Source organism: Vreelandella salicampi, from assembly GCF_013415105.1.
GTDB lineage: Bacteria > Pseudomonadota > Gammaproteobacteria > Pseudomonadales > Halomonadaceae > Vreelandella > Vreelandella salicampi.
This window is the reverse complement of record NZ_JACCDF010000003.1, coordinates 108,645-123,098: the sequence shown is the minus strand read 5'-3', so window position 1 is coordinate 123,098 and position 14,454 is coordinate 108,645. Positions and strand designations below refer to the sequence as shown.

Genomic DNA, 14,454 nt, shown 5'->3' with positions numbered 1-14,454 from the left:
GAGGTGTGAGGTGTGAGGTGTGAGGTGTGAGGTGTGAGGTGTGAGGTGTGAGGTGTGAGGTGTGAGGTGTGAGGTGTGAGGTGTGAGGTGTGAGGTGTAGAACATGAGACATGTGTATTGATAAATACAAAAACAAAAAACCCCGCATTTAGCGGGGTTTTTTTAGCATGCTAGCATTAGGGGCTAGCAGCAAACATCATGGGTTCTAATTATAGAACTTTGATGTTGGAAGCCTGAAGGCCTTTTTTACCCTGGGTGACGTCGAAGGAAACCTTCTGGCCGTCTTGCAGAGTTTTAAAACCGTCAGCTTGAATCTCGGAGAAATGTGCGAACAGGTCGTCGCCATTGTCGTCAGGAGAAATGAAGCCGAAGCCTTTAGTGTCGTTGAACCACTTTACAGTACCAGTTGCCATGATCGAAATCCTCGATTTAGCGTATTTAGAGCCGGGTAATACCCGAGTTGCAGTGGGTAGAACAAGAAACCTTCACCAGACTCAACGCTAAGCGTTTTGATACTGCTGACATCGTTCGACTTGCTAACCTACTGCGCTTATCATGCGCTTAAGTGCTGCGCACGTCAACACTATCCTTTAAAAATATGTCAGGGCGATGACACCGCTAGGCTCTGTCTGAAAACTGGCTGCGCTCGACCATACGGCGTTAAAAATCGGCTCAAAGTACTCATTTACACTACGTAAACTCCGTCTTTTCGCCGATTTTTGCCTTGTCTGGCCTTCGCTCGCCGACTTTTCAGACAAAGCCTAGCATCCAGCCTGCCGCCTTCTCAGCGATCATTAACGTCGGCGAATTCGTATTACCGCTGGTGATCGTCGGCATGATACCAGCATCCACCACGCGCAAGCTTTTTACACCGCGCACGTTAAGCTTTGAGTCTACCACTGCCATCGGATCATCGTCGTTCCCCATTTTTGTCGTCCCCACCGGATGAAAGATCGTCGTGCCGATATCACCGGCCAGTTTGGCCAGCTCGTCGTCGGTTTGGTACTCAAGCCCTGGCTTAAACTCTTCCGGCTGATATCTAGCAAAGGCGTCCTGCTCGGCAATCTTGCGCGTCACCCGCAGTGAATCCGCCGCCACCTTGCGATCCTCCGGCGTGCTCAGGTAGTTGGGCACAATCGCCGGCGCCGCTTTGGGGTCGCGGCTTTTGATACGCACTGTGCCGCGGCTTGTGGGGTTTAAGTTACAAACACTCGCGGTAATTGCCGGGAAGTCATGCAGCGGCTGGCCGAACGCATCCAAACTTAACGGCTGAACATGGTATTCAATATTGGCGTGCTCATATTCATCCGAGCTGCGGGTAAAAATACACAGCTGCGACGGTGCCATGCTCATCGGGCCGGTGCGCTTTAGGGCGTACTCCAGTCCAATCTTGGCTTTGCCCATCAGCGAATTGGCCATCGTATTGAGCGTTTTAGCGCCCTTTACTTTATAGACCGAGCGGATTTGCAAATGATCCTGCAAGTTTTCACCCACGCCAGGGAGCTCCGCTACCACGTCAATATCGTGTTCGGCCAACAAATCCTTTGGGCCAATGCCGGAGAGCTGCAAAATCTGCGGTGACCCAATGGTTCCTGCGCTTAACACGACCTCTTTATTCGCGGTGACCGTCAGCGTTTCGCCGCCTCGCGTAAGCTCCGCCCCTACACAGCGTGGCGAGCCGGTCTCGCGCTCAAACAACAACCGGTTGACGTGGGTTGAGTGCCAAATAGTGAGGTTTGGACGCTTTTTTGCGGGCCTTAAAAACGCTTTGGACGTACTCCAGCGCCAACCGCCGCGCTGATTGACCTCGAAGTAATCGACGCCTTCGTTATCGCCACGATTGAAGTCCTTGGTGCGCGGAATACCCGCTTGCACCGCCGCCTCCGCAAAGTCGTCCAGCACCTGCCAGCTCAAGCGCTGCTTTTCGATGCGCCACTCGCCGCCGTGGCCGTGGTAGTGACGGTGCTCATCGTCAGCGTCGCCGCCGGCGTCCAAGCGGCAATGGTCTTCGTGCTTAATGAAATCGGGCAGGCAATTTTCCCAGCGCCAGGCGTCGTCGCCCGTCGCCTCGGCCCATTGATCGTAATCTCGCGCCTGGCCGCGCAGGTAAAGCATGCCATTGATGCTTGAGCAGCCACCCAATGTCTTACCACGTGGGTAGATCAGCGAACGGCCGTTAAGGCCTTTGTCCGGCTCGGTGCGAAAGCGCCAATCGGTACGCGGGTTGTTGATGCAGTAGAGATACCCCACCGGAATGTGAATCCAGTGATAGGTATCCGGCCCACCCGCTTCGATCAGCAAGACCCGATTCGCCGGGTCGGCACTCAGTCGATTGGCCAGCAGGCACCCGGCGGTGCCTGCTCCCACGACGATATAGTCAAATGTGTGTTCCGCCACGGCATGCTCTCCCGGCCAGCCTTATTTTATTTATGCGTCGGCATGGCAAACTCAGCACCGGCATCAATCGTATCTGACCAGCGCTGCATGATGGATTTTTGCTTGGTGTAAAAGCGTACACCTTCTTCGCCGTAAGCGTGCATATCACCAAACAGCGAGCGCTTCCAACCGCCGAAACCGTGCCACGCCATCGGCACCGGAATGGGGACGTTAATGCCCACCATACCCACCTGGATGCGACGGCCAAACTCGCGGGCCACGTTGCCGCTTTCGGTGAAGCAGCTCACCCCATTGCCAAATTCATGGTCGTTGATTAACCCAATGGCGGTGGCGACATCCGGCACACGCACGCAGACGAGGACCGGGCCGAAGATCTCTTCTTTGTAGATCGTCATCTCCGAGGTCACATGGTCAAACAGCGTACCACCCATCCAGAAGCCATCACCGCAGCCTTCGCCGGTTTGCGAGGCATCGAATGTGCGGCCATCTACTACCAACTCGGCGCCTTCTTCTTCACCTTTGTTGATATAGCCGGTAATCCGCTCGTGCGCTTGGCGAGTCACAATCGGCCCCATTTCCGCATCCAGCTGCATACCATCTTTCACTTTCAGCGCTTTAGCGCGCTCTGCCAGGCGCGGCACAATTTTGTCTGCCACATCGCCGACAAGCACCGCCACGCTGATGGCCATGCAGCGCTCACCAGCAGAGCCATAGGCCGCGCCGATGAGTGCATCGACGGCTTTATCCTGGTTGGCATCCGGCATCACCACCATGTGGTTTTTCGCCCCGCCCAGTGCCTGCACGCGCTTGCCGTGCTTGGCGCCACGCTCGTAAATCAGGTTGGCAATCGGCGTGGAGCCGACAAAGGAGAGTGCCTTCACCTCGGGGTGGTCAATCAGCGCTTCAACGCTCTCTTTATCACCCTGCAACACGTTAAACACGCCATCCGGCAGCCCGGCTTTCTTGAGCAGGTCGGCGATCAAAAGCGATGCACTTGGGTCCAATGGGCTTGGCTTGAGAATAAAGGTATTGCCGGTGGCAATGGCGACCGGGAACATCCACATCGGCACCATGGCCGGGAAATTAAACGGCGTAATACCCGCTACGACGCCCAGCGGCTGACGCATGGTCCAGTTATCAATGCCCGTGCCCACTTGTTCGGTATAGTCGCCCTTTAGAAGCTGCGGAATACCGCAGGCAAACTCGACGATATCGATGCCACGCGCCACCTCGCCCTGAGCATCGGTAAAGACCTTGCCGTGCTCTTTGGTGATCGCCTCGGCAACGTCGTCCTTATGCGCATTTAAAAGCTCCAAAAAGCGAAACATCACCCGTGCACGGCGAATCGGAGGGGTATCCGCCCAGGCGGAAAACGCGGCTTGCGCGGCGTTGACGGCCGTATTCACGTCCTGCAGTGACGCCAGAGACACCTTGCCAGTCACTTGCCCGGTGGCCGGGTTGAACACCGCCTGAGACAAGCCGGACTCACCCGACGCCGTCTGGCCATTGATGTAATGCGGAATTGCGTTTGGATTTGCCGTGCGGGTCATGGGGATACCTATTATAAAAAGAATAAAACTCAATAAACGCTTAACGCTAGCTTAGCGCGCTTTATCCGCCGATCAATTGAGTCTTTTTTAACCAAGATATAAGATTTTCAAATACCACAACGGCAAAAGGAGCTCCCTTTGCAAGAGTATGCGACGTTGCGGGCTTTTGTGGCCGTCGCACGAACGGGCAGTGTCTCGCAGGCGGCAGCACAGCTCCACCTAACTCAGCCGGCCGTTAGCCTAAAGTTAAAGCAACTTCAGCAACGTTTAGGGCTAACGCTCTTCCACCGTCGGCCACAGGGGCTGGCATTAACCCCTGACGGTCACACCCTCCTGCCAGCCGCTGAAAACGCTTTGGCAAGTGCTCAAGCTTTTGAGCAAACCGCACGTCAGCTGCACACCACGGTGCGGGGGCAGTTGAAAATCGGCACTATCGTTGATCCGGAATTTATTCGTTTGGGGGACTTTCTTCGCCGCTTAATGCAGGGCGCGCCTAAGTTGGAAACGGAGCTCCACCACGGCATGAGCGGCAGCGTGTTGGAGTGCGTTGAGCGCGGCGATCTCGATGTTGGCTTTTATCTCGCCCCACCCGGGGAAGGCCCAGGCCTACAACACAAGGCGCTGGCCTTTCGTGAACTCACCCATTTTCACTACCACGTCGTGGCCCCACCCGGCTGGGAATCACGCTTGAACGATACCCGGTGGGAAATACTGGCCACGCTGCCGTGGATTGTTACCCCGCAAGACTCCGTTCACCACCGGCTACTCAATAAGGCACTACGTGACAGCGGCGCCACGCCAAACCGCGTCGCCCAGGTCGATCAAGAAGCTTGCATGCTGGATTTAGTGCGCGCAGGGGTAGGCTTAAGTTTAGCGCGAGACGCCCTCGCTATGACCGAACGCCAGGAAAGTGGCCTTGCCGTCGCACGCGATATACACCTTCCCTGCGCCCTCAGCTTTATCTGGCTGCGCGGGCGCGAAGACGAACCCGCGCTCCACGCAGCACTTGGCACCTTAGACGAAGTATGGCCCTTGCGCCTGGCGTGAACCTTGATCTATATCAACGTACTGCGACGCAATTTACGCTTAAATGAAGGGTCAATTTATGCCAACAAAAACGACAACGTTAAGGAAAACTTACTATGTCGCAGCTTTTGTCCCTTTCGCCAGGCGACACACAAAACCGCACGTCCGCTCAATACAACGCCCCAACTCGCCGTTTTACACTTTTGCAACGTCTCAGCCTGCAAAGCAAAATTTTGCTGCTGGTACTGACCCCGCTATTAATCGCCTGTGTGGGGCTCGTGGGTGCGGAAGCGTTTGAGCGCACCAAAGATAACCGCGCCCAGCTAGCCCAGCAACAGGAAATGCTGATTGAGTCGCGCACCGAAAGCGTAGCCAATATCGTTGAGATGGCGGCCTCATCAATTGACTCGTTAGTTGAAGGCAGTGGCAGCCTACGTGCGCGCCAAACTGAGGCCCGCGAGCGCTTGCGCGAACTGCGTTTTGAGAATGGCAACTACATTTTTACCCTCGATACCGATGGCACCATGCTGGTGCAATCGGCGGTGCCCGAGCAGGAAGGGCAATCGATGATGAACGCAACAGATGCCGAAGGCCGGCCCTTTATTCGCCGCCTGATTGAAACCGCACAAGACGGTGGCGGCATTTATCAGTACCACTGGCCTAACCCCGCCACCGGCGACACCGAAGCCAAGTACTCCTACGCCATGCTGATACCCGAATGGGATTGGGTAATCGGCGCCGGGGTTTATATGACCGATATCAACGCCGAAATGGCCCACATTGAAGCCGCTGCCGCAGCCGATCTGCGCCAGACGCTGACCAAGATTATCGGCGCATCGCTGCTACTTTTCTGTGTGATTGCCGCGATTACCGTCTGGGTGACCCGGCGCATCGTCGGACAAATTCAACGTACTGCCTCAGCTATGGAGGAGATCGCTGCCGAAGTGGCCGACGGACGTGGCGATTTAACCCGTAAACTAAGCGTGACCAGCGACGATGAAATTGGCCACCTTGCCGATCAGTTCAATGCGTTTATGACGCGCATCCGCGAGACACTGCTCACCGTGCGGCAAAGCGCTGAAAGCGTCTACCAAGCCTCCAACGAGATCGCCCAGAGCAGTGAAGAACTTGCCGCGCGCACCGATCAGTCTGCTGCCAACTTGCAGCAGACCTCCTCAGCCATGGAGGAGATCACCTCCACCGTCTCCCATAGCGCCGATAATGCCCAGAAGGCCAACCAGCTCGCCTCAGAGACGGCTAACGTAGCGCGACGTGGCGATGACACTATGCGCCAAGTGGAACATACGATGGTAGAGATCGATGACGCTTCCGCGCAGATCGGCGATATCATCAGCATGATCGATTCGATTGCCTTCCAAACCAATATCCTGGCACTCAACGCCTCGGTAGAAGCAGCTCGCGCGGGCGAGCACGGGCGAGGGTTTGCCGTTGTCGCGCAGGAAGTCCGACAACTCGCATCCCGCTCAAGCGATGCAGCGAAAGAGATTCGCTCCCTGATTGACACCTCGGTTGAGCGCTCGCGCCACGGCAAAACCATCGTTAGTGAGGCGGGCGACACCATGCGCCATATCGTGACTAGCGTTATGCAGGTAGCCGATGTGATTGCCGAAATCAGCGCCGGCGCTCAGGAGCAAAGTAGCGGCATCGATGAGGTGAACCAAGCGGTCGGCGACATGGACGCCATGACTCAGCAGAACGTCAGCATGGTAGAGCGCTCTTCGACAACAGCGTTCGACATGCGCCAGCAAGCAGAGCAGCTTAAAAGCCTCATTGGTACTTTCGTGCTCGAAGAGTCTGAGCGCCGCACGCTAATGCCAGCGTAACCCTACATATCCTCTACAAAAGTTAAGCACTATATAAAAGAAGAATAAAAAATGGGAACCTGTCAACGATAAAACCTTCTACAGGTGAGTCTCTTTTGGACTCATACAACGCTTGGAGTGTTTATGTCGCTTTTGACAGGTTTTCGCCCCCTGACGCTTATGGTTGCCGCGGCAGGCAGCCTGAGTCTTCCTCTTGCCGCCGACACCAACATCGATGCAGGTACAAGCGCCCAGGCTATTTTTGCCGGCGGCTGCTTTTGGTGCATGGAGCCACCCTATGACCGCCAGCCTGGCGTCAGCGCCACCCTCTCAGGCTACATTGGCGGCGAATTAGATAACCCCACCTATGAGGAAATCACCGACGGCGATACCGGCCACGCCGAAGCGGTGAAAATTGAATACGATCCCGAACAGATCAGCTACGAACAGCTGTTAACCATTTTCTGGCGCAACATTGACCCGTTCGCCGAAGGCCGACAGTTTTGCGATGTGGGCAACCAGTACCGTTCGGCGATCTTCTATGACAACGATGAACAGCGTGAACTTGCCGAAGCGAGCAAAGCCGAAATGGAAGACCGCTTTGGACGCGATATTGCCACCGAGATCGTTTCTGCGGATACCTTCTGGCCGGCTGAGGAATACCACCAGAACTACTACGAGAAAAATCCAGTGCGCTACAAGTTCTACCGCTTCAGCTGCGGCCGTGATGGTCGCCTAGAGGAAGTGTGGGGTGAAGAAGCGGGCGGCCCAACCTACGAATAACGCGGCGGCCGAACGAATAATCATGGCACGCTTTTAATACAGGCCCATGGTTAGCGTCTTAATTAAGGCGCTAACCATTTATTCGTGAAAAATCTCCCTTTTTCTACTAAAGTGGAAGGCAAGGATAAATAGACCGGTCGACTATTACCGGTTGATATCTGCACTCAAAGGCTTTGACCCACGCCTTATTTCACCGTTGATCTAAAGATAGGAGATCTTATGAGCAACAGTATTACGACCGTAAACCCCACCACCGGCGAAGCGCTTACCCACTACACGCTGATGGATTCCAGCCAGGCAAAGCAGGTGGTCGAGGCAAGTCATGAGGCGTTTCTTGATTGGCGGCACAAGCCACTAGAGCACCGCGCCAAGGTAGTCAAAGCCATCGGTCAGGCACTTAATGAACACAAAGAAGCGCTCACCGAATTGATGGTAAAAGAGATGGGCAAACTGCCCGAGGAAGCCCGCCAGGAGGTCGATTTATGTGTGGGTATTTGCGACTACACCGCTGAGCACGGCCCCACCAAGCTGGCCGATGAGGAGCGCAACCCCAGCAACGGTGAGCGCGGGATCGTGACGTACTCACCCATGGGGGTCATTTACGGCATTCAGCCGTGGAATTTCCCTGCTTACCAAGTGGTGCGTTACTCCATCGCCAACATTATGGCGGGCAACAGCGTTCTGCTAAAACATGCTGAAATCGTGACTGGCAGCGGACTGCTACTTGAAAAAATTTACCGTGAAGCCGGCCTACCGGAGAATGTTTTCCGCGCGCTGATTATATCCCACGATGTTTCCGATGAAGTGATTGCTCACAAAGCCGTGCGTGGCGTCACCCTCACCGGTAGCGACGGCGCAGGACGTAAAGTGGCGACCAAAGCCGCTGAACATTTGAAGAAAACCGTATTAGAGCTCGGTTCCAATGATGCTTTTCTGGTACTGGACGACGCCGACTTGGATGTCGCCGTCGACACGTGTGTAAAAGGCCGGGTATTCAATGGCGGTCAAACCTGTGTCGCCGCCAAGCGTTTTGTGGTGACCGATGCCAACTACGAAGCGTTTAAAGAACGCTTTGTGGCAAAAATGAAGGCGTTAAAAGCGGGCGACCCCAATGCTCCCGATAGCGACCTTGGCCCCATGGCGCGAGTCGACCTGCGTGACGGCCTGCACGATCAAGTAAAAGAGAGCGTTAGCAAAGGCGCTAACGTGCTTTGCGGCGGTGAGATGCCGGAAGGCAAAGGTGCCTTTTATCCGGTCACTGTGCTGGATAACGTAACACCCGGCCAACCCGCCTACGATGATGAGCTGTTTGGCCCTGTGGCAGCGCTGATTCGCGCTAAAGACGATGAAGACGCCATGCGTATCGCCAACGACAGCCGCTATGGGCTTGGTGGCGGCATTATATCCAAAGACGTGAAACGTGCCACGGAGATAGCCAGCAAGTATTTCGATACCGGCATGGTGTTTATTAACGGCTTTGGTGTTGCGACCCCGGAAATGCCTTTTGGCGGGGTCAAAGACTCCGGCTACGGACGTGAGCACGGCGGTTTCGGCATGCTTGAATTTGTCAACGTTAAGTCGGTGATTGTGGTTCAAGAATAATGCGGTAAACGCTCAAAAGCGTGAGCTTAAAATAATAGCGCCGCTAGCGTTTCATCAGGCTAGCGGCGCTTTTTTCGTTTCTCGTATTTTTATGCATTTCAATGTTGTTCAGAGGCTCGGCGCTGCCATAGCGTTAGCCCAATCGCCATTACCAACCACGTCACTATCGCCGCGATAACATCATCCAACACAATGCCGAAACCGCCATGAACATACTCGGCTAGATGAATCGGTGGCGGCTTTATCGAATCGAAGAAGCGGTAAACAACGAATGCCAGCGCCAGTACCAGTGGATGACGCGCCACCTGCAACCCAATTACCGCCAGCGGGAACGCTAGATACTCATCAGCGACAATGCTGCCATGATCTAACCCGGCATAGTGCTGCGCAGCTGCATGGCAAACCGGCACCGCAACGGCCAGCAGAACCGCCATGATGGTGCTTTGCTGAACCAGCGGGCGGCTCAACAACCACCACGCCAGCGGAATCCCCAGCAGCGATCCCACCGTCCCCGGCGCGACGGGCGAAAGCCCCAGCCCAAAGCCGGAGGCCAACCAAAAATTCATCGTGTCCAGCATTAGCCTGCCTGCTGCGCGTGGTGCTCAAGCTCGGCAGCCACGTCAGGCGAGAGGTTCAGCGCCTTTGCCAGTTGGTCAAGCCATGCTCGCTCCATCGGGTTTTGCTCGTCAATGACGGCCACGCTGACCAAGTACATCTCACGGGCAGCCTGGGGCGAATCCGCCTCACGCGCCAGCACGTTTGCATCCAACGGCGCTTGAAGCTGCTGCTCGACCCAACGGTGCATTTCCTGATCGGCGCCTAGCGCGTCAATCTGCTGGGTAATCAGCACTTGTTCTTGTTCGTCGATATGCCCGTCAGCACGGGCGGCCATAATCATCGCTTGCAGAAGTTCTAAGCTACGCCGCTCCTGAAACTCACCGCTAAGCACTTCAACTCGCTCGCCTTCGTTTGCGTCCTGCGCCTGCTGGCCGCTTATCTGCTGGGAGCCTTGTTGAGAATTTTGTTGCGAGCTTTGTTGAGAGTTTTGTTGAGAGTTCTGCCACGCTTTCCACGCCAGCACCCCCACCCCGGCAATCGCGCCGTATTTTAGCGCCTTACCGCCTAGCTTGCGCCCACGCTTAGAGCCGACGAGTAGCCCCATCGCCCCACCGCCGAGCAGGCTTTTCATATCAAAACCGCTACTGGAACCGCCTGTGTTTTGTTGGCGGCTCGGCTCCTGACTGCCGCCGCCGAACTGTTTCGAGAGACCACTCAGCATCCCTTGAACATCGACGCCGCTGCCCTTCTGGCTCCCGCCGGCCTGTTGCATCAACTGCTGAAGAATTTTGCTTGCATTCATGTCATGCCTCCCCGTTTGGACAACGCCGTTTTGCTCCCGTCTATTGAGCTCGCGGGGCACATTTTTGTGCCGCTAAAGTATGCCTAATATGCGACGCCAATGCGCGTGACACAAGATCCTAACCACGCATTACGCGGCGCCGGTTTGTACCCGCCACTGGGCGGCATAGTGGCCGTTTGCATCGAGTAGGCTTGAGTGAGTACCGCGCTCGGCCACCCGGCCTTTTTCGATCACCACGATTTCATCGGCGTGCACGATGGTGGATAGCCGGTGTGCAATCATAATTACCGTGCGCCCGTGGGCGATGCGTTTCAGCGAGCGCTGAATGGCCGCTTCGGTTTCGTTGTCCACCGCGCTGGTGGCCTCATCCAGCACCAGAATCGGTGGGTCTTTCAGTAGCGCCCGGGCCAGCGAAAGCCGCTGACGCTGGCCGCCTGAAAGCCGCACACCGCGCTCGCCCACCGGGGTATCCAGCCCCTGGGGCAACGTCTCGATAAAGCTCCACGCTTCGGCGGTTTTGGCGGCGTCGATAATCGCCGCATCATCGGCATGGGGCTTGCCGTAAGCAATGTTGTCGCGAATGCTGCCCTCGAACAGGTAAACGTCCTGGCTGACCAGCCCAATCGCCTGGCGAATTGAGTGCATGCTAACGTCACGCACCGGCTGGCCATCGACCAGCACGCGCCCGCTTTCCGGGTCGTAAAAGCGCAGCAGCAACTTGACCAGCGTAGACTTACCCGAGCCGGTAGCGCCGACCAGCGCCAGCGTATGCCCCGCTGGGGCATGAAGTTCTATCCCATCGACGCCGACGTGGCTGGCGGCGTAGTGAAAACTCACCGACTCAAAGCGCACCTCGCCCTTAACCGGCTGGGCCAGGGGCGTGGTGCTGTCATCCTTCACGGTAATCGGCTCTTCCAGCAGGTCGAGGATCCGCTTGGTGCTCGCCATGGCGCGCTCGAACAGATCAATCACCTGGGCTAGGCCGGTCAGTGGCCACAGCAGGCGTTGGGTTAAAAACACCAGCACGCCGTATGCGCCCACGTTCAAATTGCCGTTGAGCGCCATCATGCCCCCGACAGTAAAAGTGGCCAAAAAGCCCGCCAGAATCGCCATACGGATGACGGGAATAAACGCGGAGCTCACCTGGATCGCCCGGCGGTTGGCGTCAACGTAGGCTTCGCTGGCGTCGCGCAGGCGCTCGGCTTCGCGGTCTTCGCTGGTAAAGCTCTTGATGGTGGCAATGCCGCTCAGGTTATTGGAAAGCCGGCTGCCCAGGTCGCCGACCTTTTCGCGCACATCGCTGTAGAGCGGCCCGGCCTTGCGTTGGAAGTAAAACGCGCCCCAGATGATCAGCGGAATGGGCGTAAACGCCAGCAGCGCGATCAGCGGCGAGAGCACGAAGAACACCGCGCCTACGGCCACCACGGTCACGCCCACTTGAATCAGCGCGTTGGCGCCGCCGTCTAAAAACCGCTCCAGCTGGTTGACGTCGTCGTTCATGGTGGCGACCAACTGGCCGGAGCTTTTCGACTCAAAAAACGCCATATCCAGCCGCTGGGCGTGTTCGTAGGCGTCCTGGCGCATATCCGCCTGCAGCCGTTGGGCGAGATTGCGCCACAACACCTGGAACAGGTACTCGAACAGCGACTCACCCGCCCAGATAAAGAACGTCAGCACGGCGAGAATGGTGATCTGCTCTTGGGGCGTCTCAAAGCCTAACCGTGCCACAAAGCTCTGTTCCTGGTTGACCACCACGTCGATCGCCACGCCGATGAGAATCTCGGGAGCGATATCAAACAGCTTGTTGATGATGGAGCACACGCTCGCAGCGATGATCCGCCGCCGATAACCCTTGGCGTAGCGCAAAAGGCGCATCAAGGCCTGGAAGCTCTGATTCTGAGAACGTGTCGTAGAAGAGGCCACGCGTATTCCTTACTGAATTATTTGCGATCGAATATTGCAGCCTATCCTAACACTTTCCACATATGACTTAGGGACTGGCGCGGCGTACATTGGCCAGCAATGGGCTGCCGGTATCGGGGTCGATCATCAGCGTGCAGTCGACCTGATACAGCGTCCGCACCAGCTCGGGCGTCACCACCTCGGCGGGCGCACCCTGGGCGACGATCTGCCCGTCGCAAAGGGCGATCAGATGATCCGCGTAGCGGCAGGCACTGGCTAGATCATGGAGCACCATCACCACGGTACGGCCATGGCAAGCCAGATGGCGCACCAGTTCGAACACCTCGATCTGATGGCCCAGGTCCAACGCGGACGTCGGCTCATCGAGCAGTAACAGCGGCGTTTGCTGGGCGATGGTCATGGCGATCCACGCCCGTTGTCGCTGCCCACCGGAGAGCGCTTCCAGCGGACGCTCGGCCAAGGCTTCAAGCCCGGCGGCGGCAAGCGCGTGCTCGACCACGCGCTGATCTTCCGCCGACCACTGGCGCAGCCAGCCCTGGTGGGGCTGGCGGCCAAAACGAATCAGCTCGCTGACGGTCAGCCCTTCCGGCGCGACGGCCTCTTGGGGCAGCAGCGCCAGCTGGGTCGCCAGCGTCCGGGCGGGCAGGTTCTGAATGTCCGCGCCGTTCAGCAACACCGCCCCGCTTTCCGGTTTGTGCAGCCGGGCAAGGCCCGACAGCAGCGTGGATTTGCCGCAGCCGTTGGGGCCGACAATCGCGGTTACCTGGCCGCTGGGCAGGCTGACACCCAGCGAGTCGATGACGCGCCGGGGGCCATAGCTCAGGGCGAGCGACTCGGTGGTAAGCGTAGGGGATGGTTCAGCAGGCGTCATGCATGGCTCCGTTGCGGTCGCATTAGTATCCATAATAACCAGGGGCCGCCGATCACGGCGGTCACGATGCCGACGGGAATTTCAATCGGCGCCAGCAAGGTGCGCCCGGCGAGATCCGCCAGCACCATCACCAGCGCCCCTGCTAGCAGCGATGCCACAAGTGGCACCTGGCGTGAACTGGAAAGCGAGCGGGCGATTTCCGGGCCGATCAGCCCGACCATGCCAACAGGCCCGGCCACGGCGACCGCCAGCGCGGTCAATACCACCGAAAGCATCAGCACCTGAAAGCGGCGCGCTTTGACGTTAACGCCCAGCCCGTAAGCAGTGGCGTCTTTAAAGCGCATCAGCGATAGCGGGCGCGCGACGATGAAAGCGGCGATCACGCCCACTCCTAGCCCAACGGCAAGCAAGCCTACCGCGTCGCCGGGGCGGGCATTGAGCGACCCGACGGTCCAGGGATAAGCGGCGTTGGCGGTATCGATCGCCACCCGCGCCAGCATCAGTTGCGTAACCGCGCCAAACACCGCGCCCACGCCTATCCCCGCGACGATAAAGCGATAGCCTTGGGTGCCGCCGCCCGCCACCAGGCCAAAGGTCAGCGCGGCGGCCGTGGCCGCCCCCGCCAGCGCCATGGCCGGTGGCGCCAGCGAGACGCCCATGCCCACCACCGAGGCCACAGCAAAGGCGGTAGCACCGTTATCGATACCGATAATCCCCGGCGTGGCGAGCCGGTTGCGCGCCAGGGTTTGCATCAGCACCCCGGCGAGCGCAAAGGCAGCGCCGGTCAAGCAGGCAGCCACCAGCCGGGGCAGGCGCAGTTCTTGAACGGTAAACACGCTGATCATCTCGCCCCGCCCAAACAGCGCCGGGAGGACCGCGCTCGGGGCCAGCGCCATGCTGCCCAGACTCAAATAAAGCACGCAGGCGCATACCAGCGCGACGCCAAGACCCGCGCTGACGGCAACACCCCGACGCTCGATCAGCAAGCTGCAGGCATTACCGCGCGGGGAAATCCAGGCAATACGCCAGTAGCCCGGCGGCGCCGCTATCGACTGCGAGCGGCGCTCAGGCACAAAGGCCGATGTAGGAAGATCACTTGCGCTCGATTTCATGGAAGTC

At 57.6% G+C, this 14,454-nt stretch carries 12 protein-coding genes; 4 read left to right on the top strand and 8 right to left on the bottom strand.

The features are described 5' to 3' along the window. Positions 1-209: 209 nt before the first annotated feature. The 3 genes from HZS81_RS05685 to HZS81_RS05675 form a co-directional block, all read right to left on the bottom strand. The gene (locus tag HZS81_RS05685; RefSeq protein ID WP_009101184.1) at positions 210-413 is read right to left on the bottom strand and encodes a cold-shock protein; all 204 of its coding nucleotides are present in this window, start codon (positions 411-413) and stop codon (positions 210-212) included. A 337-nt stretch (positions 414-750) separates the two neighbouring features. Further along, entirely contained in the window at positions 751-2,397 is a 1,647-nt protein-coding gene (locus tag HZS81_RS05680) for a GMC family oxidoreductase N-terminal domain-containing protein (protein WP_179929593.1), read from the bottom strand. Between the two features lie 26 nt (positions 2,398-2,423). Next, on the bottom strand, positions 2,424-3,947 hold the full coding sequence (locus tag HZS81_RS05675) for a CoA-acylating methylmalonate-semialdehyde dehydrogenase (protein WP_179929592.1): 1,524 nt from the start codon (positions 3,945-3,947) through the stop codon (positions 2,424-2,426). 138 nt (positions 3,948-4,085) lie between these two features. Between HZS81_RS05675 and HZS81_RS05670 the strand changes: the two genes are divergently transcribed. From HZS81_RS05670 to HZS81_RS05655, 4 genes are all read left to right on the top strand, one after another. Beyond that, the gene (locus tag HZS81_RS05670) at positions 4,086-4,994 is read left to right on the top strand and encodes a LysR family transcriptional regulator (RefSeq protein ID WP_179929591.1); all 909 of its coding nucleotides are present in this window, start codon (positions 4,086-4,088) and stop codon (positions 4,992-4,994) included. Between the two features lie 95 nt (positions 4,995-5,089). Then, complete coding sequence (locus HZS81_RS05665; protein ID WP_179929590.1) at positions 5,090-6,817, top strand: methyl-accepting chemotaxis protein; 1,728 nt, start codon at positions 5,090-5,092, stop codon at positions 6,815-6,817. A gap of 123 nt (positions 6,818-6,940) precedes the next feature. Continuing rightward, positions 6,941-7,579 (top strand): peptide-methionine (S)-S-oxide reductase MsrA, encoded by a 639-nt coding sequence (msrA, locus tag HZS81_RS05660; protein ID WP_179929589.1) that lies wholly within the window; start codon positions 6,941-6,943, stop codon positions 7,577-7,579. 219 nt (positions 7,580-7,798) lie between these two features. Then, on the top strand, positions 7,799-9,181 hold the full coding sequence (locus tag HZS81_RS05655) for an NAD-dependent succinate-semialdehyde dehydrogenase (RefSeq protein WP_179929588.1): 1,383 nt from the start codon (positions 7,799-7,801) through the stop codon (positions 9,179-9,181). A 98-nt stretch (positions 9,182-9,279) separates the two neighbouring features. Here the strand turns inward: HZS81_RS05655 and HZS81_RS05650 are convergent, their stop codons facing one another. The 5 genes from HZS81_RS05650 to HZS81_RS05630 form a co-directional block, all read right to left on the bottom strand. Then, complete coding sequence (locus HZS81_RS05650; RefSeq protein ID WP_179929587.1) at positions 9,280-9,759, bottom strand: phosphatidylglycerophosphatase A family protein; 480 nt, start codon at positions 9,757-9,759, stop codon at positions 9,280-9,282. Further along, on the bottom strand, positions 9,759-10,541 hold the full coding sequence (locus HZS81_RS05645) for a tellurite resistance TerB family protein (RefSeq protein ID WP_179929586.1): 783 nt from the start codon (positions 10,539-10,541) through the stop codon (positions 9,759-9,761). Before HZS81_RS05645 ends, HZS81_RS05650 begins: the two co-directional genes overlap by 1 nt. Before the next feature lie 129 nt (positions 10,542-10,670). After that, a complete protein-coding gene (locus HZS81_RS05640) occupies positions 10,671-12,416 on the bottom strand; it encodes an ABC transporter ATP-binding protein (protein ID WP_179929695.1) in 1,746 nt (581 codons plus the stop codon). 115 nt (positions 12,417-12,531) lie between these two features. Continuing rightward, positions 12,532-13,335 (bottom strand): ABC transporter ATP-binding protein, encoded by an 804-nt coding sequence (locus HZS81_RS05635; protein WP_179929585.1) that lies wholly within the window; start codon positions 13,333-13,335, stop codon positions 12,532-12,534. Next, positions 13,332-14,447 carry a FecCD family ABC transporter permease gene (locus HZS81_RS05630; RefSeq protein ID WP_179929584.1) on the bottom strand — a complete coding sequence of 372 codons (1,116 nt, stop codon included), beginning with the start codon at positions 14,445-14,447 and terminating at the stop codon, positions 13,332-13,334. Before HZS81_RS05630 ends, HZS81_RS05635 begins: the two co-directional genes overlap by 4 nt. Positions 14,448-14,454 lie beyond the last annotated feature (7 nt).